Source organism: Phyllobacterium pellucidum, assembly GCF_013327855.1.
GTDB lineage: Bacteria > Pseudomonadota > Alphaproteobacteria > Rhizobiales > Rhizobiaceae > Phyllobacterium > Phyllobacterium pellucidum.
Map to the genome: position 1 here is coordinate 507,648 of NZ_JABUMX010000003.1, position 24,436 is coordinate 532,083.

The 24,436-nt window shown below is 59.5% G+C and carries 21 protein-coding genes; 17 read left to right on the forward strand and 4 right to left on the reverse strand.

Translation table 11 applies throughout. From position 1 onward, the window contains the following. Window position 1 precedes the first annotated feature (1 nt). Genes hisH through coaA form a run of 5 tightly spaced genes read left to right on the forward strand, consistent with a single transcriptional unit; the run spans window position 2 to window position 3,515 of the window. Window positions 2-652, forward strand: coding sequence for an imidazole glycerol phosphate synthase subunit HisH (gene hisH / locus HQ945_RS15825; RefSeq protein ID WP_174208266.1), 651 nt, complete (start codon window positions 2-4; stop codon window positions 650-652). Continuing rightward, window positions 649-1,392 (forward strand): 1-(5-phosphoribosyl)-5-[(5-phosphoribosylamino)methylideneamino]imidazole-4-carboxamide isomerase, encoded by a 744-nt coding sequence (gene hisA / locus HQ945_RS15830; protein ID WP_174208267.1) that lies wholly within the window; start codon window positions 649-651, stop codon window positions 1,390-1,392. Before hisH ends, hisA begins: the two co-directional genes overlap by 4 nt. After that, the gene (hisF, locus tag HQ945_RS15835; protein ID WP_174208268.1) at window positions 1,389-2,174 is read left to right on the forward strand and encodes an imidazole glycerol phosphate synthase subunit HisF; all 786 of its coding nucleotides are present in this window, start codon (window positions 1,389-1,391) and stop codon (window positions 2,172-2,174) included. The genes hisA and hisF overlap by 4 nt, the downstream gene beginning before the upstream one ends. 13 nt (window positions 2,175-2,187) lie before the next feature. Continuing rightward, window positions 2,188-2,511, forward strand: a complete 324-nt coding sequence (locus HQ945_RS15840; protein ID WP_174208269.1) for a phosphoribosyl-ATP diphosphatase — start codon at window positions 2,188-2,190, stop codon at window positions 2,509-2,511. Between the two features lie 47 nt (window positions 2,512-2,558). Then, window positions 2,559-3,515 (forward strand): type I pantothenate kinase, encoded by a 957-nt coding sequence (gene coaA, locus HQ945_RS15845; protein ID WP_027230913.1) that lies wholly within the window; start codon window positions 2,559-2,561, stop codon window positions 3,513-3,515. Here the strand turns inward: coaA and HQ945_RS15850 are convergent. From HQ945_RS15850 to HQ945_RS15865, 4 genes are all read right to left on the reverse strand, one after another. After that, the gene (locus tag HQ945_RS15850; RefSeq protein WP_027230912.1) at window positions 3,502-4,116 is read right to left on the reverse strand and encodes an alpha-ketoglutarate-dependent dioxygenase AlkB family protein; all 615 of its coding nucleotides are present in this window, start codon (window positions 4,114-4,116) and stop codon (window positions 3,502-3,504) included. The genes coaA and HQ945_RS15850 overlap by 14 nt on opposite strands. A 57-nt stretch (window positions 4,117-4,173) precedes the next feature. Beyond that, window positions 4,174-4,632, reverse strand: coding sequence for a peptidoglycan-binding protein LysM (gene lysM, locus HQ945_RS15855; RefSeq protein WP_113279918.1), 459 nt, complete (start codon window positions 4,630-4,632; stop codon window positions 4,174-4,176). Between the two features lie 119 nt (window positions 4,633-4,751). Further along, window positions 4,752-5,189: an alternative ribosome rescue aminoacyl-tRNA hydrolase ArfB gene (arfB, locus tag HQ945_RS15860; protein ID WP_113279917.1), complete on the reverse strand. Its 438-nt coding sequence runs from the start codon at window positions 5,187-5,189 to the stop codon at window positions 4,752-4,754. Between the two features lie 91 nt (window positions 5,190-5,280). Further along, window positions 5,281-6,894, reverse strand: coding sequence for a phosphoenolpyruvate carboxykinase (locus HQ945_RS15865; RefSeq protein WP_174208270.1), 1,614 nt, complete (start codon window positions 6,892-6,894; stop codon window positions 5,281-5,283). Between the two features lie 296 nt (window positions 6,895-7,190). Here HQ945_RS15865 and HQ945_RS15870 point away from each other — a divergent pair, with 296 nt between their 5' ends. From HQ945_RS15870 to addA, 12 genes are all read left to right on the forward strand, one after another. Beyond that, window positions 7,191-7,910, forward strand: coding sequence for a response regulator transcription factor (locus HQ945_RS15870; RefSeq protein ID WP_027230908.1), 720 nt, complete (start codon window positions 7,191-7,193; stop codon window positions 7,908-7,910). Between the two features lie 146 nt (window positions 7,911-8,056). Next, on the forward strand, window positions 8,057-9,844 hold the full coding sequence (locus tag HQ945_RS15875) for a sensor histidine kinase (protein WP_113279915.1): 1,788 nt from the start codon (window positions 8,057-8,059) through the stop codon (window positions 9,842-9,844). After that, on the forward strand, window positions 9,844-10,311 hold the full coding sequence (locus tag HQ945_RS15880) for an HPr kinase/phosphorylase (RefSeq protein ID WP_113279914.1): 468 nt from the start codon (window positions 9,844-9,846) through the stop codon (window positions 10,309-10,311). The genes HQ945_RS15875 and HQ945_RS15880 overlap by 1 nt, the downstream gene beginning before the upstream one ends. Then, window positions 10,290-10,490: a hypothetical protein gene (locus tag HQ945_RS22710; protein WP_139202512.1), complete on the forward strand. Its 201-nt coding sequence runs from the start codon at window positions 10,290-10,292 to the stop codon at window positions 10,488-10,490. The genes HQ945_RS15880 and HQ945_RS22710 overlap by 22 nt, the downstream gene beginning before the upstream one ends. Beyond that, the gene (locus HQ945_RS15885) at window positions 10,487-10,888 is read left to right on the forward strand and encodes a PTS sugar transporter subunit IIA (protein ID WP_027230905.1); all 402 of its coding nucleotides are present in this window, start codon (window positions 10,487-10,489) and stop codon (window positions 10,886-10,888) included. The genes HQ945_RS22710 and HQ945_RS15885 overlap by 4 nt, the downstream gene beginning before the upstream one ends. Window positions 10,889-10,897: 9 nt before the next feature. Next, window positions 10,898-11,212, forward strand: coding sequence for an HPr family phosphocarrier protein (locus tag HQ945_RS15890; protein ID WP_027230904.1), 315 nt, complete (start codon window positions 10,898-10,900; stop codon window positions 11,210-11,212). Window positions 11,213-11,371: 159 nt separating this feature from the next. Continuing rightward, window positions 11,372-12,772, forward strand: coding sequence for an adenosylhomocysteinase (ahcY, locus tag HQ945_RS15895; protein ID WP_113280026.1), 1,401 nt, complete (start codon window positions 11,372-11,374; stop codon window positions 12,770-12,772). Between the two features lie 204 nt (window positions 12,773-12,976). Beyond that, window positions 12,977-15,505, forward strand: coding sequence for a sensor histidine kinase (locus tag HQ945_RS15900; RefSeq protein ID WP_174208271.1), 2,529 nt, complete (start codon window positions 12,977-12,979; stop codon window positions 15,503-15,505). A gap of 7 nt (window positions 15,506-15,512) precedes the next feature. Next, entirely contained in the window at window positions 15,513-17,024 is a 1,512-nt protein-coding gene (gene tsaE / locus HQ945_RS15905; RefSeq protein ID WP_174208272.1) for a tRNA (adenosine(37)-N6)-threonylcarbamoyltransferase complex ATPase subunit type 1 TsaE, read from the forward strand. Further along, window positions 17,024-17,749, forward strand: a complete 726-nt coding sequence (locus HQ945_RS15910; RefSeq protein WP_174208273.1) for a nucleotidyltransferase family protein — start codon at window positions 17,024-17,026, stop codon at window positions 17,747-17,749. Before tsaE ends, HQ945_RS15910 begins: the two co-directional genes overlap by 1 nt. Beyond that, window positions 17,742-20,867 (forward strand): double-strand break repair protein AddB, encoded by a 3,126-nt coding sequence (addB, locus tag HQ945_RS15915; protein WP_174208274.1) that lies wholly within the window; start codon window positions 17,742-17,744, stop codon window positions 20,865-20,867. The genes HQ945_RS15910 and addB overlap by 8 nt, the downstream gene beginning before the upstream one ends. Further along, window positions 20,864-24,361 (forward strand): double-strand break repair helicase AddA, encoded by a 3,498-nt coding sequence (gene addA, locus HQ945_RS15920; protein WP_174208275.1) that lies wholly within the window; start codon window positions 20,864-20,866, stop codon window positions 24,359-24,361. Before addB ends, addA begins: the two co-directional genes overlap by 4 nt. The last annotated feature ends 75 nt before the right edge of the window (window positions 24,362-24,436 follow it).

The window sequence follows — 24,436 nt, forward strand, 5'->3', positions numbered from 1 at the left end:
CATGCGCGTTGCCATCATCGACTATGGCTCCGGCAATCTCCGCTCGGCCACGAAGGCATTCGAGCGGGCATCGCGCGAAGCCGGAATAGGTGCGGAGATCGAACTCACAGCCGATGCTGATCGGGTGCTGGGCGCCGACCGCATCGTCCTGCCGGGCGTAGGGGCCTATGCCGATTGTCTCAAAGGTCTTGATGCCGTTCCCGGAATGATCGAGGCGATCCATGAAGTGGTGACGGACAAGGCGCGGCCGTTCCTTGGCATTTGCGTCGGCATGCAGCTCATGTCGTCGCGCGGGCTGGAGAAGACGATCTCCGTCGGGTTCGACTGGATCAAGGGTGATGTCCGCGAAATGGTCCCTTCCGATCCGGCGCTGAAAATCCCGCAAATTGGCTGGAACACCATCCGCCTGACGCGTCCGCACCCGCTCTTCGACGGAATCAGGACTGGGCCGGAAGGCCTTCACGCCTATTTCGTGCATTCCTATTTTCTCGATGCGGAACTTGAAAACGACGTGATCGCCGTTACCGACTACGGCGGCACCGTGACGGCTGCTGTTGCCAACGACAATATGGCGGGGACGCAGTTTCATCCGGAAAAGAGCCAGGCGCTCGGCCTGGCTCTCATCGCCAACTTTCTGAGGTGGAACCCGTGATACTGTTTCCGGCAATCGATCTCAAAGACGGGCAATGCGTGCGCTTGAGGCTCGGCGATATGGAGCAGGCGACCGTTTACAATACGGACCCGGCGGCGCAGGCGAAGGAATTCGAGGACCAGGGCTTCGAGTGGTTGCACGTGGTTGACCTCAACGGCGCCTTTGCTGGCCAGTCCGTCAACGGCGCGGCGGTCGAATCCATCCTCAAGGCGACCAAAAATCCTGTCCAACTCGGCGGCGGCATCCGCACGATCGCGCACATCGAGTCGTGGCTGGCAAAGGGCCTTGCGCGTGTCATCCTCGGTACCGTCGCCGTTCGCGATCCCGCACTGGTTATCGAAGCCTGTAAAACGTTCCCCGGCAAGATTGCCGTCGGCATCGATGCCAAGGGTGGCAAGGTTGCGGTCGAAGGCTGGGCGGAAGCATCGACGCTTGGCGTGATTGAACTTGCGAAGAAGTTCGAGGGTGCGGGCGTTGCCGCGATCATCTACACGGATATCGATCGCGACGGCGTTCTTGCCGGCATCAATTGGGAATCGACGCTGCAACTGGCCGAAGCAGTGTCCATACCAGTCATTGCTTCGGGCGGCCTTGCCTCGATCGCCGATATCGTGCGCATGACCATGCCCGATGCCGCACGGCTCGAAGGCGCGATTTCCGGGCGTGCACTTTACGACGGCCGCATTGATCCGGCGGAAGCGCTGACGGTGCTTCGGCAAGCAAGGGAGCGCGCCGCATGACCCTTAAGGCCCGGGTTATTCCCTGCCTCGACGTCAAGGACGGACGTGTGGTCAAGGGCGTCAATTTTGTCGATCTGATCGACGCCGGCGATCCGGTGGAGGCAGCCAAGGCCTATGACGCGGCGGGCGCCGATGAGCTTTGCTTTCTCGATATTACCGCCTCCTCGGACAATCGCGAGACGATTTTCGATGTGGTAGCCCGCACGGCCGAGCAGTGCTTCATGCCGCTGACGGTGGGCGGGGGCGTACGTACCGTTGCCGACATCCGCAAGCTGCTGCTTGCCGGGGCTGACAAGGTTTCGATCAACACAGCCGCTGTCAACAATCCCGAATTCATTGCCGAGGCGGCTGACAAGTTCGGCAATCAATGCATCGTCGTTGCCATCGACGCAAAGAAAGTATCAGGCGAAGGCGAGGCGGACCGCTGGGAAATCTTCACCCACGGCGGCAGGCAAGCCACAGGCATTGATGCAGTGGACTTTGCCCGCAGGGTCGTCGATCTCGGCGCCGGCGAAATTCTGTTGACCTCGATGGACCGGGATGGCTCGAAGATCGGCTACGACATTCCGGTCACGCGCGCCATTGCCGATGCGGTCAAGGTTCCCGTCATCGCATCGGGAGGGGTCGGCAATCTCGACCATATGGTCGAAGGCATACGCGAAGGTCATGCCTCCGCCGTCCTTGCGGCATCCATTTTCCACTTCGGCACGTATTCGATTGGCGAAGCCAAGGTCCACATGGCGGCAGCGGGTATTCCGATGCGCCTTGATCCCATCCGCTGAGTGGAGACAACCCATGAGTTCATTTACCCTTAGTGACCTCGAACGCATCGTCGCAGAGCGTGCCGCCTCCGCCGATGCCGGATCCTATACGGCAAGCCTCTACGCCAAGGGCATAGGCAAGGCCAGCCAGAAGCTTGGTGAAGAGGCGGTAGAAACCGTGATCGCGGCTGTCTCCGGCGATGCCAAGGGGATTGTTTCGGAGAGTGCTGATTTGCTCTATCATCTTGTCGTTGTTCTTGGAATCTCGGGCATCAAGCTTGACGACGTGCTTGCCGAGCTCGAACGGCGGACGGCGCAAACCGGGCTTGAGGAAAAAGCCGCGCGCGGGCAGGGTTGATCGTGTTCCGTTCTTCGACGAGCGAACGGCAGAGGGAAGGGGAAGTCATGGACCAATTGGCACCCAGCGAGTTTTCGCCTTACCGCTTCTACAGTGCGGAGCGATGGGCGGAGTTTCGTGCCGATACGCCCATGACGCTGACTTACGACGAGATCAAGCGGTTGCGTTCGCTGAACGACCCGATTGATCTCGATGAAGTTACGCGCATCTACCTGTCGCTTTCACGCTTGCTGTCGGCCCATGTCGAGGCGAGCCAGCTTCTGTTCTACCAGCGTCGCCGGTTTCTCAACACCAGCGAATCCTTCAAGACCCCGTTTATTATTGGCATTGCGGGATCGGTCGCGGTTGGCAAATCCACGACGGCACGCGTATTGAAGGAATTGCTGGCGCGTTGGCCGTCGAGCCCGAAAGTCGATCTCGTCACGACCGACGGTTTTCTCTATCCAAACGAGGTGCTTCGCGCTAAAGGCCTGATGGAACGCAAGGGTTTTCCCGAAAGCTATGATGTCGGCATGGTCCTACGCTTTCTCTCGTCGATCAAGGCTGGCCAGCGCAACGTCAACGCGCCGCTCTATTCGCATTTGACCTACGACGTCCTGCCCGGGCAATTTCAGACCGTCGATGCACCCGACATCCTGATTTTTGAAGGCATCAACGTTTTGCAGGTTCGCGACCTGCCGGAGGATGGCAAAATGGTGCCGTTCGTCTCCGATTTCTTCGATTTCTCGATCTATATCGATGCCGATGAAGAGCAGATCCACAAATGGTACATCAGCCGTTTCATGCGGCTGCGCGAGACTGCATTCCGCGATCCGACGTCGTTCTTCCATCGTTATTCCACGATCTCAGAAGATGCGGCGCGCGCCATCGGCGAAAGCCTCTGGGCCAATATCAACCTCAAGAACCTGCGTGAGAACATACTGCCGACACGACCCCGTGCCGATCTTATCCTGCGCAAGGGCGACAATCATTTGATCGAGGAAGTTGCGCTCAGGAAGCTGTGACCCGGCGAAGCGTGAGGTTGATGCGGCCCGTGCCCTTGAGCAGCATCGACGTTCCGGGATAAATCCGGTCGACACCATGATAGGCGAGGCGACCCTCGCCGCCGAGCACAATGACATCACCGCTCGATAAACGCAGCGACTGCGTCTTATCGGTTCGTTTTGTGCCGCCGAAGCGGAACTGGCAGGCATCGCCAAGCGAAACCGAAACGACGGGCGCGTTGAGATTTTGCTCATCGCGATCCTGGTGCTGTCCCATCTTGGCGGTGTTCGCATAGAAATTCACCAGACAGGCTTCGGGCGGCATCGGGAATTCCGAGATATGATGCCAGAGCTGTTGCAGGCGCTCGGGAATAGGTGGCCAAGGTTCCCCAGTAATCGGATGCACAGGCTGGTAGCGATAGCCGCGCTCCTTGTCCGTAACCCAGCCGAGCGCGCCGCAATTGGTCATGCGCACGCTCATCTCCTTGCCGGTTTTCGGCATTGCCGGAACATAAAGCGGCGCCTGTGCAACCACCGCCCTGATATCCTCAACCAATGCGGCCTGCGCCGCCTGATCAAAATAATCGGGATAATAGCGAATTCCAGGTGCCAGCAGGATCATCGTTTTGAATGCAAAGCTTGCCGGCCCGGCAGGACCGGGCCGTGCCTAGTGAAAGGGTTATTTGAGTTCAGGAATGCGCAGCACCTGGCCCGGATAAATCTTGTCCGGATGGGTGAGCATCGGCTTGTTGGCCTCGAAAATAAGCGTGTTTTTGGCGCCCTTGCCCTTGCCATACTGGGCTTCGGCGATCTTCCAGAGATTGTCGCCCTTCTTGACCGTATAGAACACCGGGGCCTTTTCAATCGATCCCGTCGGCGCATTGTCGATCTTGAGCTCGTCGGTTTCGACCTTGGAAATGCCAAGGGAATTGCCAACGGCGATAATCGCCTTTTCGAGAATTTCCTGGTTGGTCACATTTCCCTTGAGAACGGCCTTGTCGCCCTGAACCAAGACCTCGACATTTTCGGTACCGAGCTCGTGGGAGTCGAGCTCCTTCTTCAGATCTTCGGCCTTTGGCTCGTCGTCGCCGATACCGATCTTCTTGCCTACGGATTTAACGAAATCAAACAGTCCCATAACTGGCTCCTGATAATTGTTCAAACCGACATATGCAGTTGTGACATTCCGTGAAGGACTTGAAAAGGCTAGAAAATCACCCGAGCAGATTATAGCGTCGGGTATTGGCGACCAGGACTCTAGTCGCCGGATACCCTGCCACGCATCTTCTTTACGTCGGAACGGCCGGACTTCGCCTTGAGGCGACGCTCGATCGAACCTTTCGTGGGCCTCGTCTTCTTGCGCGGTGGCGGCGGCGGCTCGGCCGCCTTGGCGATCAGCGCAACCATCCGCTCGCGCGCATCTTCCCGGTTGCGCTCCTGCGTGCGGAAGCGGCTTGCCTCGATGAGAATATCACCGTCCTTCGTCGCGCGCTGACCGGCAAGTTTGAGGAGCCGTGCGAAGACTTCGTCGGGCAGGCCCGCATTCGCCGCAAGAAAGCGAAGCTGTACGGCGGTCGAAACTTTGTTGACATTCTGGCCGCCTGGTCCAGCCGAGCGAATGAAGCTCTCCTCCAGATCGCTTTCATCGATCCAGATCCGGTTGGTGATTTTGATCCGGGTGCGGCTCTCTTCCATGCCAGATTGGTAACCCAATCTTTGATTCGCGCAAAGCTGCATGAAATGCAAAGAGCCCCGCCGCGGGCGGGGCTCTTAACAATTGTCTGGCCTATTCTGCGGCGACCGGCATATGCGGCGCGGCAGCCCTGATATCGCTATCCACGTGGCTTTCGAATTTGCCGAAGTTGCGAACGAACATATCGACAAGTTTCATCGCCTGAGCATCATAGGCTGCCTTGTCGGCCCAGGTCGAGCGCGGATCGAGGATCGACTGATCGACGCCTGGCACGGAAACCGGCACGTCGAAGCCAAAGTTCGGATCCGTGCGGAACTCGACGTTCTTCAAGGAACCATCGAGCGCTGCTGAGAGAAGCGCCCGCGTCGCCTTGATCGGCATGCGTTTGCCGGTACCGTAGGCGCCGCCAGTCCAGCCGGTATTGACCAACCAACAATCGACGTCGTGCTCGGCAATGAGTTCGCGCAGCAGGTTGCCGTATTCCGAAGGATGGCGCGGCATGAACGGCGCGCCGAAGCAAGTGGAGAAGGTCGCCTCCGGCTCGGTGACCCCACGCTCCGTGCCCGCGACTTTGGCGGTATAGCCGGAGAGGAAGTGGTACATCGCCTGCGCCGGCGTCAGTTTTGCGATGGGAGGCATGACGCCGAACGCATCGGCGGTCAGCATGATGATATTCTTCGGATGGCTCGCCTTGCCTGTCTTCGATGCATTCGGAATGAAGTCGAGTGGATAGGCGCAGCGTGTGTTCTCGGTCAGCGAACCGTCATTAAAGTCGGGCTGACGGCTTGCGTCCAAAACGACGTTCTCGAGAACGGTGCCGAAGCGCTGCGTCGTCGCGTAGATCTCGGGCTCCGCTTCGGCGGACAGACGGATCGTCTTGGCATAGCAGCCACCTTCGAAGTTGAAGACGCCGTGCTCGCCCCAGCCATGTTCGTCGTCGCCGATCAGCGTGCGCGAAGGATCAGCCGACAGCGTGGTCTTCCCGGTGCCGGAGAGGCCGAAGAATACGGCGGTATCGCCATCAGGACCCTCATTGGCGGAACAGTGCATCGGCATTACCCCCTTGGCGGGAAGAATATAGTTCAATGCCGTGAAGACAGATTTCTTCATCTCCCCCGCATAGGCCGATCCGCCGATGAGAACGATGAGGCGATTGAGGTCGACAGCGATGACCGTTTCCGTCCGCGTGCCATGGCGCGCGGGATCGGCACGGAATGACGGCAGGTCGATAATCGTCATTTGCGGCACGAAGCTCGTGAGCCTGTCGCGATCGGGACGGATCAGCAGATTGCGGATGAACAGGGAATGCCAGGCAAACTCGGTGATGACGCGGGTGTTGAGCTTGTAGTCGTCATCGGCGCCGCCGACGAGATCCTGAACGAAGAGTTCCTTGCCTTTCGCCTGCTCCATGAAGTCGGCATAGAGCAATTCGAACTTTTCCGGTGAAATCGGCGCGTTGTTATCCCACCAGACATGTGCTTCGGTCGAACTGTCGCGCACGACGAACTTGTCTTTCGGCGAGCGTCCCGTGTGCTGACCGGTCCGGGCCACCAACGCACCCTGGGCGGTTAGCTGTGCTTCGCCGCGGCGTACGACTTCTTCATAAAGTTCAGCTGCTTCGAGGTTGTAATAAACCGCCGAAAGTTCCTTCAAGCCTGAGTTGCCGAGCGCGATTGACGCGTTGTGGATACCGGTTTCTCTAGTCATGTGTCCGCCGTTGTTAGGGTCAATAGATGCATTCGCCGCATTCTTGCATCATCATACAAGAACGCGGCTACGTCTCGTCAAAAGCAGAAAAATTGAATAGTTTCAAATATTTAATCGATTTAAAGAATTTAAATATTTTTAAATCGGTTTAAGTAAGGGGAAATTTCCGTGCTCTTCCCTTTACGTAAGACAGGCCCGGACCGGTCCGGGTGACACCGCCGCGGATCTGTGCCACATTTTGTACCTAATTTGTACTGCACAAGCTGTGCAGACCAATGGCATAAGGAAGGCAGCGCATGAGGGAAGTCCCCGCAATGCAAACAATCGCGCTCGTCGATGACGACCGCAACATTCTGACGTCCGTTTCGATTGCGCTCGAATCGGAAGGCTATCGCGTCGAAACCTATACGGATGGCGCCTCCGCGCTCGACGGCCTGATGGCGCGCCCGCCGAACCTTGCCATTTTCGACATCAAGATGCCCCGCATGGACGGTATGGAGTTGCTACGCCGCCTGCGCCAGAAGTCCGACCTGCCGGTCATCTTCCTTACCTCCAAGGATGACGAAATCGATGAGTTGTTCGGCCTCAAGATGGGTGCGGACGACTTTATCACCAAACCGTTCTCGCAGCGCCTTCTCGTCGAGCGGGTCAAAGCCGTGCTGCGCCGCGTCGCCGCGCGTGATGGCACCGTTAAGCCGGGAAGCCCGCAGGCCAAATCCCTCGAACGCGGCCAGTTGGTAATGGACCAGGAACGCCACACTTGCACATGGATGGGCGAACCGGTGACGCTGACAGTCACCGAGTTCCTGATCCTGCATTCGCTGGCGCAGCGCCCCGGCGTGGTCAAGAGCCGCGATGCGCTCATGGATGCCGCTTATGACGAGCAGGTCTATGTCGACGATCGCACCATCGACAGCCACATCAAGCGCCTGCGCAAAAAGTTCAAGGTCGTCGACGACGATTTCGACATGATCGAAACACTTTACGGCGTGGGCTACCGTTTTCGCGAAACCTGATAGAATAGCCGCGGTATAGGTTAGTTGACGGATGGGCTTGAGCGGGCCCTTTGCTTTCACAGGCGTGTGATCCGCTGTAAAACAAGGTTGTCTCGTGGCGCTATGAATGCCATGAGACGCCGCGATCAAGGTTCTTTGAGGAATAAATGGTAGCCGGGCTGCAAAGCGGCAATATTACGCGCAAGAGCGCCGTCATGCGCCGGAAGCGCTCGCTTGCTCTGCGTCGCTTCTTCAAGCCGCTTAACCGCGTCTTCGGCAACTATCTTTTCTCGAGCCTCACGCGACGCATCCTCTTCCTCAACCTCGCCGGCCTCGCCGTTCTCTTATCCGGCATCATGTATCTCAACCAGTTTCGCGACGGTTTGATCGATGCCCGCGTCGAAAGCCTGATGACGCAGGGTGAGATCATTGCAGGCGCCATTGCGTCATCAGCGACCGTCGATACCAATTCGATCGCCATAGATCCGGAAAAGCTGCTTGAACTCCAGGCCGGCCAAAGCATCACGCCATCGCCGGACGTTCTCGACAATCTCGATTTCCCGATCAATCCGGAACGCGTTGCCCCAGTTCTTCGCCGCCTCATCTCGCCGACGCGGACCCGCGCCCGCATCTACGACCGCGACTCGAACCTGCTTCTCGATTCCCGCCACCTTTATTCGCGTGGACAGGTGTTGCGTTATGAATTGCCGCCCATCGACGGGGAAGAGCCCAGTTTCTTCGAGCGTCTGACCAATCGCATGACGAGGCTGCTGCGCCGCAGCGACCTGCCGATCTACCAGGAGCAGCCGGGCGGCAATGGTTCGTCCTATCCGGAAATCGTCAAGGCGCTGACGGGTTCGCCGGCAACTGTCGTGCGTATGACCGAGAAGGGCGAGCAGATCGTTTCCGTCGCCGTTCCTATCCAGCGTTTCCGTGCTGTTCTCGGCGTTCTGCTGCTTTCCACGGAAGGCGGCGACATTGACAAGATCGTCCAGGGCGAACGTTACGCGATCATCCGCGTCTTCACGGTTGCGGCCCTGGTCATGGCGATCCTTTCCCTGTTTCTGGCATCCACCATCGCCAATCCGTTGCGGCGTCTCGCCGCCGCGGCCGATCGCGTGCGCCATGGCGTGAAGAACCGCGAAGAGATTCCGGATTTTTCCGAACGCCAGGATGAGATTGGCCATCTATCGACGTCCATCCGCGACATGACCAACGCGCTCTATGCCCGGATCGAGTCGATCGAAAGCTTTGCGGCCGATGTCAGCCATGAACTGAAGAACCCCCTTACTTCGCTGCGCAGCGCCGTCGAAACCTTGCCGCTTGCGAAGAACGACGAGTCGCGCAAACGCCTGATGGATGTCATCCAGCACGATGTGAAGCGCCTTGACCGCCTGATCACCGATATCTCCGACGCCTCCCGTCTCGATGCTGAACTGGCCCGCGAAGATTCCGAGCATGTCGACCTCAAGATGCTTCTCGGCAACCTCGTGACAGCAGCCCGCGAAGTCCGCCGCAACAAGAAGGACACGCGCATCGAGTTGGTCGTCGGCAAGCTTCCAAACAACCGCAAGGGCTTCTATGTCGTCGGCCACGATCTTCGTCTTGGCCAGGTCGTCTCCAACCTCATCGAGAATGCGCGCTCCTTCGTCCCGATAGAGGGCGGCGTTATTACCGTTTCGATGCAGCATATGGGTGATCGCATCCGCATTCTCGTCGAGGACAATGGCCCGGGCATCCGCGTGGAGCAGATCGATCGTATTTTTGAGCGCTTCTACACCGACCGGCCTGCCGGGGAGGCGTTCGGGCAGAATTCCGGTCTCGGGCTTTCGATCAGCCGCCAGATCATCGAGGCGCATGGCGGCACCCTCAATGCCGAAAACATTCCCGATCCCAAGGATCCGGAGAATTATCTCGGCGCCCGCTTTACCGCCATTCTGCCGGTTGAGGCTTGATGGCACGCATGCCGGGAGAACTGATCCATGCAACGGCTATCATCATCGCCGACCACGGCGTCCTGATCGTCGGCCCGTCCGGTGCCGGGAAATCATCAATAGCGCGGGCACTCATCGAGCGTACCAACACAAGGGGCATGTTCGCAGCGCTGGTCAGTGATGATCAATGCCAATTACACCCATCTTCGGGACGTCTCATCTGTTCGGCCCCGGCATCGCTGCGGGGCGGAATCGAGGTGCGTGGGTCGGGGCTTCACGCGGTCGATCATGAAGGCACTGCCGTCATTCATCTTATTGTCGAACTCGTCGATAAAGCAGAGGCGGTTCGATTTGCTGATGAGGAGACGACACAACTTCAGGGCGTCGCAATTCAGCGCCTCCGCCTACCGGAAGGCGAGGTGGAATCCGCTTCCAGAGCCATCGAGGCGTGGCTTTTCGAGCCCCAATGGAAAAAATTAACGAGCTAATCCAGATGGTTGCCCTTTTGCACTGCGATAAAATGACTATGCGTCTTGGTGGCGCCATTTTTCCACTTGCCTTCGCGATTCGTCCTGCCAGAATGCGACACCTGCCAAACGGGGCATTCAATGCGCGGAAAAAAGCCCAAGCTGAAGGGCGCGGCGCGACAGGAGCAGTTTCAGAATGATCGGACTCGTGCTTGTGACGCACGGAAGACTGGCCGAAGAATTTCATCATGCTGTTGAGCATGTGGTCGGCCAGCAGGAATATTTGGAAACCGTATCGATCGGTGCGGATGATGATATGGAACAGCGTCGCCGGGATATCGTCGATGCAGTTGCCCGCGCCGACAATGGTTCGGGTGTTATTATCCTGACGGACATGTTTGGCGGGACGCCTTCCAATCTCGCCATATCCGTGATGGAATCGGGCAAGATCGAAGTGATTGCGGGCGTAAACCTGCCGATGCTTATCAAGCTCTCCAGCGTTCGCCTGACCAATGACATGGCGGCGTCGTTGCGCGAAGGCCAGGACGCCGGTCGAAAATATATTAACGTGGCCAGCCAGGTGCTGACAGCCAAATAGAGGTCATGAATGCGCCTGACTGCAGAAACGACCGGTACGTTCAATCCGGACAACGCGCTTGTGGAGTCATTCGAAATCATCAATCGCCGCGGCTTGCACGCGCGCGCTTCCGCCAAGTTCGTTCAACTTGTCGATGGTTTCGATGCGCATGTCCGGGTCGAGAAAGATGGCATGACAGTCGGCGGAACATCGATCATGGGCCTGATGATGCTCGCCGCTTCGCCCGGTTGCTGCATAAAAGTTAGCGCATCCGGTGTGCAGGCGCGCGAGGTGATGCAAGCGCTTGGTTCGCTGATCGCCGATAAATTCGGCGAAGAAGCTTGAGCGCCGATTTTTAAGATCGCTCAAATTGGATATGCACGCATAAGGATTTCTTTATGTCCCATTGTGCGGCGCGCCCTAATCTGCTAGTCAACTCCATCTCCGGCCACGCTGTTCAAGCGCGCGGCCATACGGAATTTGCGAAAAATGGAGTTGGCACAGATGGCCGAGAAGCAGGATTATATCGTCAAGGACCTTGAGCTCGCCTCGTGGGGCCGCAAGGAAATCGAGATCGCCGAGACAGAAATGCCGGGCCTGATGGCGAGCCGCGAGGAATTTGGCCCGTTGCAGCCGCTGAAGGGCGCCCGGATCACCGGTTCGCTGCATATGACGATCCAGACGGCGGTTCTCATTGAAACCTTGCAGGCGCTCGGGGCCGAGGTGCGCTGGGCCTCGTGCAACATCTTCTCGACGCAGGATCACGCTGCAGCTGCAATTGCAGCCACCGGCACGCCGGTCTTTGCGGTCAAGGGCGAAACCCTTGAGGAATATTGGACCTACACGGACCAGATTTTCCGGTGGCCGGACGGTCAGCCGTCGAATATGATCCTCGACGATGGCGGCGATGCCACCATGTATATCCTTATCGGCGCCCGCGCCGAAGCTGGCGAGGACGTTCTTTCCAATCCCGGCAGCGAGGAAGAGGAAATCCTGTTTGCGCAGATCAAGAAGCGCATGAAGGAAACACCCGGCTTCTTCACCAAGCAACGCGAAGCCATCAAGGGCGTCACGGAAGAGACGACGACGGGCGTCAATCGCCTCTATCAGCTGCAGAAGAAGGGCTTGCTTCCCTTCCCGGCGATCAATGTCAATGACAGCGTCACCAAGTCGAAGTTCGACAACAAGTATGGCTGCAAGGAATCGCTGGTCGACGGTATCCGCCGCGCCACGGACGTCATGATGGCCGGCAAGGTTGCCGTCGTTTGTGGCTACGGCGACGTCGGCAAGGGCTCTGCCCAGTCGCTCAACGGCGCCGGCGCACGCGTCAAGGTAACGGAAGTCGACCCTATCTGCGCGCTGCAGGCGGCCATGGACGGCTTCGAAGTCGTCACGCTCGAGGACGCAGCGCCGACGGCTGACATCGTGATCACCACGACCGGCAACAAGGACGTCATCACGCTCGATACCATGCGCAAGATGAAGGACATGGTCATCGTCGGCAATATCGGCCACTTCGACAATGAGATTCAGGTCGCAGCGCTGCGCAATCTCAAATGGACCAACATCAAGCCGCAGGTTGACATGATCGAATTCCCGGATGGCAAGCGCATGCTGCTTCTGTCGGAAGGACGCCTGCTCAATCTCGGTAACGCGACCGGCCATCCGAGCTTCGTCATGTCTGCTTCCTTCACCAACCAGGTGCTGGCGCAAATCGAGCTCTACAGCCGTGGCGAGAAGTACAAGAACGAAGTCTATGTTCTGCCCAAGCACCTCGACGAAAAAGTCGCGCGCCTGCATCTCGACAAGCTCGGAGCGAAATTGTCGGTTCTTTCCGAAGAACAGGCCGCCTATATTGGTGTAACGCCGAAGGGTCCCTTCAAGTCGGACCACTACAGATATTAATTCTCGTTAGTAACGACACAAGATATGGACGCCGGGGGATTGACAAATTCTCCGGCTTTCTTTTTTACAGCCAGTTCTTCCCGTCGATTCGCTCAAGGTTTATTCTAGTGATTCGGGATAGCGCTGTTCCCGGTGGGCCAAGCGATTGAAAAATCGAAGGGAAGGAGCAGCGGGCATTCGCCAGACGGGGTAGCGACGGTTGATATGAAGATTGAAAGCGGTGTTCGCAGGAGACATCCGGCACGGGCATTTCCGGTGCTGAAGGAACTGCGGATCTTGGCGTGCCGCGCCTGCTCCTCTCTCGCAATTCTTTCGGCGTTTTCATTTCCGGCCCGCGCCGAGGATGCTTTTGGCAAGATCAGCACGCCTTTCGGGGTCGAGGTCGGCACGTTCGAGGTCATCCAGTTCGCCATGTTCCTTGGCGCCATGGGGGCCGCCTTGCTCTCGGCAGGCTGGCTGATCCGTGAACGCAGCCGCATTGCCAATGAGAACCGCCAGTTGCGCGACAAGGTCGCCGATCTCAATGTCACGGTGCAGCGCAACGAGGCCATGCTGAATCTGAAGGATCAGCGCATCATCGTCTGGGAAGGTGGATCGAGCACACCCAACCTGATCGGCAATCTTCCGCCGGAGATCGGCGTGCCGGAGCCCCGCTCGCTCTTCCTTGCCTTCGGTCGCTGGTTGCGCGTGGATTCGGTTACCTTGCTCGATCGCTCCATCGCCGCTTTGCGCGAAAAGGCACGCCCCTTCGATATCACCGTCGAAACGACAAAGGGGGCACCGCTGGAAATCCAGGGCCGTACCTCGGGCGGATATGCCATTGTTCGCTTCATCAATGTTGGCGAAGCAAGGGCCGAGCAAGCGCTGCTCAAGACCGAGAATTACCAGTTGAGCGAAGCGATCGGCACCCTGCGGGGATTGCTCGAATCGGTCGACATGCCGGCATGGAGCCGCGATGCCGATGGGCGGCTCAACTGGGCCAATCCTGCTTACGCCAAGGCAGTCGACGCGCGAGAACCGCACGCCGCCGTCAGTGAGGCGCGTGAATTGTTCGGCGCACAGGCACGCGAACGCATGGAACGGGAAAAGGCCGCGTCGCGGCGCTTCAACGAACAGCTTTCGACAGTGGTAGGTGGAGACCGGCGCGTCTTCCGTGTGACCGACGTTGCCGGCACGACCTGCTCGGCCGGTGTCGCCGTTGATATCAGCGAAGTCGAGCTTATCCGCGAAGAATACAAGCAAACCGTCCTCAATCATTCCGACACGCTGGACCAGTTGAACTCGGCCGTCGCGATGTTCGATGCCAACCGCAGGCTGCAGTTCTTCAACCAGGCCTTTGCCAAGGTCTGGGGACTCGAAACGGCGTTTCTCGAAAGCCACCCTGACAATTCCATGCTGCTCGACAGGTTCCGCAGTGACGGCATTTTGCCGGAGCAACCGGATTGGCGGCGCTGGAAGGAACAGGTTCTTTCGGCTTATCATTCGGTCGAACCGCAGGAACACCTCTGGTACCTGACGGATGGCCGTACGCTGCGGGTCATCGTCAATCCGCAGCCGAAGGGCGGCGTCACCTGGGTCTTCGAGAATCTCACGGAAAAGCTAGAACTCCAGAGCCGGTACAACACGCTGATCAAGGTGCAGGGCCAGACGCTCGATCACCTGGCCGAGGGTGTCGCCGTTTTTGGATCAGACGGCAAGGTCCGCCTTTTCAATCCTGCTTTTGCTTCGCTCTGGTCGCTGAAAAAGGAACAGATCGCGGAAGGCATGCATATTTCGGCTGTCCGGCGGCTGTGCGAACCGGTTTCGGATGCCGTGCACTGGGAAGCCTTCGTGACGACCGTCACCGGGTTTGACGATGAGCGGCAGTCGCTCTCCGGGCATATAGAACTCAGCACCGGTAAGATATTGTCCTACGCGACGGCGCCTCTGCCGAACGGTCAGACCATGCTGACCTTCGTCAATGTGACCGACTCGGTGCAGGTTGAGCGAGCCCTGAAGGAGAAGAACGAAGCGCTCGAACGTACGGACGAATTGAAGAACGACTTCGTACAGCACGTCTCTTACGAGTTGCGCTCGCCGCTGACCAATATCATTGGCTTCACCGAACTCCTGCAGACGCCCATGACGGGGCCGCTGAACGAGAAGCAACGCGATTATCTCGACCATATAGGAACTTCGTCGTCGGTCCTTTTGACCATCGTCAATGATATTCTAGATCTGGCCACCGTCGATGCGGGGATCATGGAACTTGATATCAGCGATGTTTCCGTGGCGGACGCGATCACGACCGCGTCGGAAAAAGTCGCCGACCGGCTGAAGGAACACAATATCCTTCTCGACATCCGCATCACGCCAGGGGCGGGCTCTTTCCGAGCCGACGCCAGCCGGGTGAAGCAGGTGCTGGCAAATCTCCTGAGCAATGCCGCCAACTATGCGCCGGAAGGCAGCACCGTAACCCTGTCCTGCTGGCGCGAGCAGGCCGAAATGGTGTTCAGCGTCGAGGACAAGGGGCCGGGCATGCCGGGCTATGTGCTCGACAGCATCTTCAAGCGATTCCAGCCCTATCCGAATGGCGGGCGCAAGCGCGGCGCCGGATTGGGCCTTTCCATCGTCAAGGGTTTCGTCGAACTGCATGGCGGCACAGTCGATATTGAAAGCGCCGCCGGCAAAGGCACGCTGGTGACATGCCGCTTCCCGCTCGAGGCGCGGACCTTCAGCATCGCTGCCGAATAAGGCGTCCATGGCACCGATCATCGTTCAATTGGCAACGACTGAGGATACTGAGCGGTTTGGACAGGACCTTGCCCTGGCGCTGCGCAAGGGAGACCTCGTGGCTCTTTCGGGCGATCTTGGAGCCGGCAAGTCGACGCTCGCCCGCGGTCTCATCCGCACGATTGCAGCGGACAATGATTACGAGGTTCCAAGTCCCACATTTACATTGGTTCAATCCTACCCGGAATTGCGACTGCCGGTCAGCCATGTCGATCTCTATCGCCTCTCCTCGGCCGAGGAAGTCGACGAACTTGGCCTGGAGGAAGCGCTGGAGGATGGCGTCGTGCTGGTCGAGTGGCCGGAGCGCGCCGGAGGCGCTCTGCCGCGCGAGAACCTTCATATCAAGCTTACCCACGTGAGGGAGGGACGAGAGGTCAGGATCGATGGTGACGCGGCGACACTTGCTCGCGTCGAACGCTCCCTCGCCATTCGCGCCTTCCTTGCCTCGTCGGGCTTTCCAAAGGCGGAGCGGCGCTATCTTCTCGGCGACGCCTCGGCGCGCGGCTACGAGACGATTGCCAACGATGGTCAGTCGCCGCTGATCCTGATGAACTCGTCCTACAATCCCGGCGGTCCGATCCTGCGCGACGGCAAGACCTACATGCAGATTGCGCATCTGTCGCAGTCGGTGACCGCTTTCGTCGCGATCGACAAACTGCTTCAAGCAAATGGTTTCTCCGTTCCCGAAATCCATGCCGCCGATCTCGATGCGGGCTTTCTGATTATCGAGAATCTCGGCAACGAGGGCATCCTCGATGCGCAGGGGCTCCCGGTGCTCGGCCGGTATGAGGCGGCGGTGCGCCTGCTGGCCAGATTGCATCAATATTCGTGGCCGCAGGACATCGAAGCCGCTGACGGTTATGCACATCATATCCACCGCTTCGATCGCGACGCGATGATGATCGAGGTCGAGCTCCTGTCGGAGTGGTATGTGCCGCGAATGCGTGGCGCAGCACTCTCGCACGAGTTGAAACAGGATTATGTGGCAGCATGGGACGAAGTCTTTAGCCAACTCAAAGATGCCGAGCTGAGCCTGCTTCTCAGAGACGTGCATTCGCCCAATATTCTGTGGCGCGCCGACCGGAAAGGCATGGACCAGGTAGGGCTGATCGATTTTCAGGATGCGATGATCGGGCCTTCCGCCTATGACGTCGCGTCCCTTGTACTCGATGCGCGGGTGACCATTTCTCCGGAACTGCAGGACCATCTGCTCCTGGCATATCTGGCAGAACGACGGGCCGCCGACGCGAAATTCGATGAAGCGAAATTCCGCAAAGCCTTTGCCATCATGGCTGCGCAGCGCAACGCCAAGATTCTCGGCATTTTTGTCCGCCTCGACGAGCGCGACGGCAAGCCAGCCTATCTAAAGCATCTCCCACGCATTCAGATGTATTTTATCCGTGCGTTGCAGCACGAGGCTCTGGCGCCGATCGGAAATTGGTGCGAGAAGGCCGGCATACTCGATCCGGAGTTCCATTGATGAAATCTCCTCGCACGGCGATGGTTCTTGCAGCCGGTCTCGGTACGCGTATGGCCCCACTTACGCTCACGACGCCAAAGCCGTTGATTAAGGTAGCCGGCAAACCATTGCTGGATTGGGGCCTTGATGCCTTGCGTGCTGCGGATGTCGAGCGCGCAATCGTCAATGTCCACTATCTCGCGGACCAGATTGAACAGCATGTAGCGGGGTACAGGCTGCCGTCGATTATCGTATCGGACGAGCGGGCTGAACTTCTCGATTCCGCCGGCGGCATCGTCAATGCACTGGATCAGATTGGAAACGAACCGTTTTACGTCATCAACGCCGACACATTCTGGATCGATAGGGCGCGCTCAAATCTTGTCCTGCTCGCGGAAGGGTGGGATGATGATCGGATGGATATTCTTCTCATGGTCGCGAACAAGAACCAGGCGACGGGCTATGACGGGCGCGGCGATTTTCATATGGACAAACAGGGGCGGCTCAGTCGTCTTAGGGGGGGCGAAACATCTCCCTATATCTATGCCGGCGCCGCAATCATCCACCCGCGCATCTTCGCCGGCGCGGCGCCAGGAAAGGCGTCGCTCAATCTCTATTTCGACGCAGCGATTGCTGCGGACCGGCTCTACGGCCTGCAGATGGACGGCCTTTGGCTGACGGTGGGCACGCCGGCGGCAATAGGCGAGGCGGAAGCGGCCATCGCCGCACATAAGGTTCATGGTTGAGCGCAGACGACCGCGGGTATTTTCGATTGCTCCCGGCGTCCCATTTCTGCCGGCGCTGATCGAAGCCATCCAGTCCGGAACACTGATCCCGGGCTTTCCCGCCGACCCTCGCGATCCCATGGCGCTGGCGCGGGCGACGATCTACGTGCCGACGCGGCGCGCGGCGCGAACCTTGCGCTCCCTGCTCGTCGAAAAAAGCCCGGTGAAATCGGCGATCCTCCCCGTCATTCGGCCGCTCGGGGATGTGGACGAAGATGCCGCCATGTTCGACATAGGCTCGGAGGCGTTCTTCGATCTTTTGCCGCCCATCAATGCGACGGAGCGGCTGCTGCTTCTGGCGAGCCTGGTAAGGCCTTGGCGCGAGCGTTTGCCCGACCATGTGCGTGCGCTCTTCGGCAATGAGGAAATTGCCATTCCGGCGACAACCGCCGACGCCATATGGCTGGCGCGCGATCTTGCCGGACTGATGGACCAGGTTGAAACCGAGGCGAGTGGCTGGGCGACGCTTGGCAATATCGTGGCTGAGGACCTACCGAACTGGTGGCAGGTCACGCTCGAATTCCTCGATATCGTCACCGGCGTCTGGCCGCAAATCCTGGAGGACCGCCGTCGTTCCAATCCCGCCGCGCATCGCAATCGCCTTATCGAGCTGGATGCCGAACGTCTCTTGCGTAGTCCGCCTTCGGGGCCGGTGATCGCGGCCGGTTCGACAGGGTCGATCCCGGCCACCGCCAAGCTGCTTGCGGCGATTGCATCATTGCCGCAAGGGGTGGTCGTTCTGCCCGGCCTCGATCGCGATCTCGACCCAGCGAGTTGGGATATCCTGACCAAGGTCGACGACAACCCCTCCATGTTTGGCCACCCCCAATACGGCCTGCGCAAACTCCTGGGGGAGCTTGGCATTCTGCGCGACGATGTCGTTCCACTGGGGACGCCCCAACCCGGAATGCGGGCGCGCGAGCGCCTTGTCAGCGAGGCGATGCGACCCGCCGACACCAGCGAGGCCTGGGCATATCTCGACCGGTCGGGCGCATTTTCCGAAGCCACTGCCGATATTTGTCTGATCGAAGCGGCGAATGAACGCGAAGAAGCGCTCGCTGCCGCATTGGCCCTGCGCGAAGCGATTGAGGATTCGGGTCGTACCGCAGCGCTCGTAACCGCCGATCGGGATCTGGCGCGGCGCGTTTCTACGGAACTCGCCCGCTTCAACATCATCGCCGACGATTCCGGCGGCCATGCACTCCGCGAGACCTTGCCGGCGACGTTGATGCGCCTGGCGCTGGAGACGGTGTTCAACCCTGGCGATCCCGCTGCGCTTTTGGCACTGCTCAAGCATCCGCTGACGCGCATCGGCGGGCAGCGCGGCAAGGTGCGCAAAGTGGCCGAGACCATCGAACTCGTCGCCCTGCGTGGAGGGACCGGACGCGCGACCCTTGCGGACCTTGGAGCCTTCTTCAATCACCGGCTCGCGGAAACGAGCGGCACGCCCTTCGAACCGCTGTGGCTGCGGCACCTGTCAGCGACGGATATCGAGGAGGCACGAGCGATCTGCGATGCGCTGAGCCAGTGCATGGCGCCAATCGTTGCCATGGCAGGTCAATCCGGCGCCGTCGCCTTGCCCGAAATCATCCATGCGAGCGTTACCGCGCTCGAAAATCTTGTACGCGACGACAATGGCGATATTTCTACGCTTTACGAAGGGTCGGCGGGCGAGCAGTTTGCGGCTTTCTTGCGCAACCTCGTCTCGGCCGATACCGGTCTGGAATTTGCGCCCGCCGAATGGCCCGCCATGGTCGAGGCGCTCCTCGCCGGCGAAGTCGTGAAGCCGAAAGTCGGCGCCCATCCACGCCTCTTCATCTGGGGCGCGCTCGAAGCCCGCCTGCAAACCGTCGATGCAGTCGTCATTGGCGGTTTGAATGAAGGATCCTGGCCGGGCAAAACGCGCAACGATCCTTTCATGTCGCGGCCGATGAAGTCGATCATCAAGCTCGAACCGCCGGAACGACGGACCGGCCTTGCAGCCCATGATTTCCAGATGGCGATGGGCATGGGTAAGGTCGTTCTTACCCGTTCGCAACGCTCGGCAAATGCACCGACGGTGGCCTCCCGCTGGCTGCAACGGCTGGATACGGTGCTTGGCAAGGATGCCGGTGCGACATTGCGGCAGCGAGGCGGCAAGTATCTTGGCTGGGCGCGCGAAATCGATCGCGCCGTCGATGAAGATTTCGTCAAGCGCCCGGAACCGAAGCCGCCGCTCGATGCACGGCCGAAGCATTTCTCGGTGACCGAAATCGAAACCTTGCGGCGTGATCCATACGCGATTTTTGCGCGGCGCATCCTGCGCCTGCGCCCGATCGAGCCTTTGATCCGCGATCCCGACGTTGCCGAACGCGGCTCGCTCTTTCATGACATCCTCGCCGCATTCACTGGCGAGAACATCGATCCGGTTGATGACGATGCCATGGCAAAGCTTATGGATATAGGGCGGCGCCATTTTGATGCGAGCGCTCTGCCGGAGGAAATCGATGCGGTCTGGTGGCCACGATTTCAGATGCTGGTGCCGGAGTTCATCAATTGGGAGCGCGGGCGCGCGCAACTCATCGCCGAGAGGCATGCGGAAATCGCATCCAAAAAGATTGCGGTTGATTCGACCGGCGTTACCTTGTCGGGGCGCGCTGACCGCGTCGATATCCGCCGCGACGGAACCGTCGACATCATTGACTACAAGACCGGTTCGACACCGTCGGTGCGGCAGGCGCACGTCCTGCTAGCCCCGCAGCTCGCTTTGGAAGCGGCGTTGCTGGCCCGCGGAGGATTTCATGAGGTCGGGCGGCGCAATGCAACCGACCTGCTGTATGTCCGTTTGAGGCCACGAGGAAAGGTCGTCCCCGAATCGATTCTAGAAACCCGCAACAGCAGGAAATCCGCGCCGGACCTTGGAGAGTTGGCGTGGCATCGCCTGAGCGAGCTTTTGAACGCCTACCGCGACGCCGGCAAAGGCTACCTGTCACGCGCCCTGCCATTCAAGGAGGGCGATCTGACCGGCGACTATGATCACCTCGCTCGCGTGCTGGAATGGTCTGCAGGCGGCGCCGACGACGACGGTGAAGGGTCATGAAGAAGCCGCTCGCCATTCCGGTGGAAACCATTCGCGATCAGAACCGCGCCGCCGACCCGAAGGATTCCGTCTGGGTGTCGGCGAATGCCGGTTCGGGCAAGACCCATGTTCTCACCGAACGCGTCATCCGGCTGCTGCTGGATGGGACCGATCCGTCCAAGATTCTGTGCCTGACCTATACGAAGGCTGCGGCTGCGGTCATGCAGAACCGTGTCTTTGCCCGCCTGTCGGAATGGGCGACGATGGATGAGGCCGCGCTCAGCCGCACGATTGAGAAAATCGACGGGGAACGTCCAGTTCCGAAAAGGTTGACGCAGGCACGCCGCCTCTTTGCCCGCGCGCTCGAGACACCGGGCGGGTTGAAAATCCAGACCATCCACGCCTTCTGTGAAGCGATCCTGCATCAGTTTCCGCTCGAAGCGAATATCGCCGGTCATTTCGAATTGATGGACGATTTGATGCAGGTCGCGCTCGTCGGCGAAGCGCGCCGGCAACTGTTGCAAACCGCCCGGCTCGATCACAATGTCGAGCTTGCAGGCGCCTTCGGGGACGTGCTCGACGCGGCCGGTGAATTCGGCCTGCAAGCGCTGCTCGATGAAGCCATCGTGAAACGGCATGACCTCACGTCATTCATCCGTGAAGTCGGCCACGATGGATTGCGCCGCCAGACGTTCTATGGGCACTTCGGCTTTACAGGCGATGAAACGGAAGACGAAATAGTCGCCGAATTCTGGCCGCTGCCTGAACTCGATGATGGGGTGCTCGGGGAGCTTCTCGACATTTCCGAAGGCGCCAAGCGCGCAGTCGACTTTGCGTGGCTGATCCGGTCCGCCGAGCAGGCGAGCCGCACCGAGGAACTGGAGGAGTTTCTGCGGGAAGCCTTTTACCTGAAATCCGGCGAACCGATCAGCGGCGCCAAGCTCGCGACCCGGGCCGTGATCGACAGGGTGCCCGACTTCGAGGATCGCTTCGAGAGAGCGGCGGAGCGGGTGCGCGGCGGCCTTGACCGCCTCAAGCAATACAGGCTCATCGGACTGACCCTGTCCGCATTCGTGCTGGTGGACGAGCTGCTCGGCCGCTATCAGGAAATGAAGCGGTCTCGCGGTCTGCTCGATTTCGACGACCTTATCGTGCGCACGGTCAATCTACTGCAACGCCAGGATGCGGGCCCCTGGGTGCAGTACAAGCTCGACAAGGGCATCGATCACATACTTGTCGACGAGGCACAGGATACGAGTCCCAACCAGTGGAAAGTTATCCGGCTGCTCAGCGAGGAATTCTTTGCCGGCAAAACAGCGCGTGAGATACGCCGCACTCTGTTTGCGGTGGGTGATGAGAAGCAGTCGATCTATTCGTTCCAGGGGGCCATTCCGGAGGATTTTGCCGCTCACGGCAGGGCAACGGAACGCAATGCCGATCAGGCGGATCTGAGCTTCGCCAAGGTCAGCCTCAACTTCTCTTTCCGCTCCGCCCCGGACGTGCTCTCGGCTGTAGACAGGGTTTTTGCAAGGGCCGAAGCGCACCGTGGCTTTGGCCGCGATCATGGATCGACTGTCCACACAGCGATACGCGGCAGCGATCCGGGTGAAGTTGAAATATGGGACGTGCTGACGCCGGACACGACCCCGGAGGTGGAGGACTGGCGCACGCCGGTCGACAGCCTGCGCGCGCCACCCGTGCGGCTCGCCGAGCAGATCGCCAGGACCATCGAACTCTGGCTGAAGAACGGCGAGGTGTTGCAGGGGCAGGGACGCAGGATCGAGGCACGCGACATCATGGTGCTGGTGCGCAAGCGCGACCAGTTCATGCATGCCCTGTCGCGCGAACTGAAACGGCGGCACGTGCCGGTCGGCGGGGCGGATCGGCTGAAGCTGACCGACCACATCGCGATCAAGGATCTGATGGCGCTTGGTCGCTTCATGTTGCTGCCAGCCGACGACCTTTCTCTGGCCGCCCTGCTTAAGAGTCCGCTGTTCAAGCTTGGAGACGATGAACTGTTCGTCCTTGCCCATGGACGCGCCGAAAACGAGACATTATTCGACCGGCTGAACAGCCGTGCCGAGGACGACCTTACGTTCCATGCTATTGCCCAGCGCCTGAAGGAGTGGCGCAGCCGCGCCGATACACTTCCTGTCTTCGAATTCTACGCCCATATCCTTGGACCAGGCGGTGCGCGGCGCGACTTGCTGGCGCGGCTTGGCCAGGAAGCCGGTGACGTCATCGACGAGTTCCAGAGTTATGCGATAGCGACCGAGCGCACCGGGTTGCCGGGCCTGCAGGCCTTTCTCGAAACGCTGGAGGCGGCAACCCCGGAAATCAAGCGCGAGTTCGACCAGAGCCGCAACGAAGTACGGATCATGACCGTCCATGCCTCGAAGGGCCTGGAGGCTGCCGTGGTCTTTCTCGTCGATCCCGGCAGCGCGGCTTCGGCCGGCGGACGGAATCCCAATCTCGTCTCCTTCGATATGCGCGAAGAGGACGGTTGGCAGGGCAAGGGTTTCCTTTTCGTACCGTCGAAATTCCATGCAACAGCATTCACGGGCACATTGCTCGATACCTTGAAGCTGCGCGCTGAAGAGGAGTATCGCCGCCTGCTCTATGTTGGGATGACCCGCGCCGAAGACCGCCTGATCGTCTGCGGCTATCGCGGCATAAGACAGGCCCCCGAGACGTGGCACAATCTGGTTGATGCCGGTCTCGGCGATGCGAGCCTGCCGTTCGATCATCCTGTGGAAGGCGTCAACGCGAGGCGCTATCGCATCACCCAGCCCGACGATCGCGATATTGCGGTTCCCGAAGACCGGCCGGCAGCCACCGAGGTCGCGTTTCCCGCTGCCTTCAGAAAGCCGATGCCGCGAGAACTGGGTCTGCCGCGACCGCTCGCGCCGTCAGGCGTGTCAGTAGTGATCGAGCCGGACGATGAAGTCCCGCTGGTCACCGGATCGCCGGTTCTCGCCGGGGATCGCGGCACGTCATCCTTTGCCATCCGCCGCGGCATCGTCATCCACGCTCTGTTGCAGACACTGCCTGATCTCCCCGTTGAACAACGGATGGCAGCGGCGGACCGCTATCTGGCGCGGGCCGCGTTCGACTGGGAACCACAGGAGCTTGACGTGGCGCGGAGGTCGGTATTTGCGATCCTCGACGATGCAAAGTTCGCTGCCGTCTTTGCCGAAGGCTCGCTGGCAGAGGTGGCCGTCATGGGGACATTGCATCTGCGCGGCAAGGACCACGCCGTATCCGGCGTCGTCGACCGACTCGCCGTCGTGGGCGATCGCGTCGTCATCATCGACTACAAGACCAACCGGCCGGCACCTCAAATGCTGGCGAAAGTACCGGAAACCTATGTCGCCCAGCTTGCGCTCTACCGCGAGTTGCTGGCGCCACTTTACCCCGGCAAGACCATCGAAACCGCCTTGCTCTTCACCGAGGGCCCCCACCTCGTCGACATTCCCGAGGCGGCCATGAACGAGGCGCTCGAGCGTCTGCGATAGGCACCCACGTAGACCTTTGCACTGAATCGTGACAAGACCTAGCTTGACGAGTGTGGATAGACTCACCACATGATG

Bases quoted from the DNA above. Each gene is read 5' to 3' on its own strand.
- hisH (WP_174208266.1), top strand. From the start codon at position 2: ATGCGCGTTGCCATCATCGACTATGGCTCCGGCAATCTCCGCTCGGCC.
- hisF (WP_174208268.1), top strand. From the start codon at position 1,389: ATGACCCTTAAGGCCCGGGTTATTCCCTGCCTCGACGTCAAGGACGGA.
- HQ945_RS15840 (WP_174208269.1), top strand. From the start codon at position 2,188: ATGAGTTCATTTACCCTTAGTGACCTCGAACGCATCGTCGCAGAGCGT.
- coaA (WP_027230913.1), top strand. From the start codon at position 2,559: ATGGACCAATTGGCACCCAGCGAGTTTTCGCCTTACCGCTTCTACAGT.
- HQ945_RS15850 (WP_027230912.1), bottom strand. From the start codon at position 4,116: ATGATCCTGCTGGCACCTGGAATTCGCTATTATCCCGATTATTTTGAT.
- lysM (WP_113279918.1), bottom strand. From the start codon at position 4,632: ATGGGACTGTTTGATTTCGTTAAATCCGTAGGCAAGAAGATCGGTATC.
- arfB (WP_113279917.1), bottom strand. From the start codon at position 5,189: ATGGAAGAGAGCCGCACCCGGATCAAAATCACCAACCGGATCTGGATC.
- HQ945_RS15865 (WP_174208270.1), bottom strand. From the start codon at position 6,894: ATGACTAGAGAAACCGGTATCCACAACGCGTCAATCGCGCTCGGCAAC.
- HQ945_RS15870 (WP_027230908.1), top strand. From the start codon at position 7,191: ATGAGGGAAGTCCCCGCAATGCAAACAATCGCGCTCGTCGATGACGAC.
- HQ945_RS15875 (WP_113279915.1), top strand. From the start codon at position 8,057: ATGGTAGCCGGGCTGCAAAGCGGCAATATTACGCGCAAGAGCGCCGTC.
- HQ945_RS15880 (WP_113279914.1), top strand. From the start codon at position 9,844: ATGGCACGCATGCCGGGAGAACTGATCCATGCAACGGCTATCATCATC.
- HQ945_RS22710 (WP_139202512.1), top strand. From the start codon at position 10,290: ATGGAAAAAATTAACGAGCTAATCCAGATGGTTGCCCTTTTGCACTGC.
- HQ945_RS15885 (WP_027230905.1), top strand. From the start codon at position 10,487: ATGATCGGACTCGTGCTTGTGACGCACGGAAGACTGGCCGAAGAATTT.
- HQ945_RS15890 (WP_027230904.1), top strand. From the start codon at position 10,898: ATGCGCCTGACTGCAGAAACGACCGGTACGTTCAATCCGGACAACGCG.
- ahcY (WP_113280026.1), top strand. From the start codon at position 11,372: ATGGCCGAGAAGCAGGATTATATCGTCAAGGACCTTGAGCTCGCCTCG.
- HQ945_RS15900 (WP_174208271.1), top strand. From the start codon at position 12,977: ATGAAGATTGAAAGCGGTGTTCGCAGGAGACATCCGGCACGGGCATTT.
- tsaE (WP_174208272.1), top strand. From the start codon at position 15,513: ATGGCACCGATCATCGTTCAATTGGCAACGACTGAGGATACTGAGCGG.
- HQ945_RS15910 (WP_174208273.1), top strand. From the start codon at position 17,024: ATGAAATCTCCTCGCACGGCGATGGTTCTTGCAGCCGGTCTCGGTACG.
- addB (WP_174208274.1), top strand. From the start codon at position 17,742: ATGGTTGAGCGCAGACGACCGCGGGTATTTTCGATTGCTCCCGGCGTC.
- addA (WP_174208275.1), top strand. From the start codon at position 20,864: ATGAAGAAGCCGCTCGCCATTCCGGTGGAAACCATTCGCGATCAGAAC.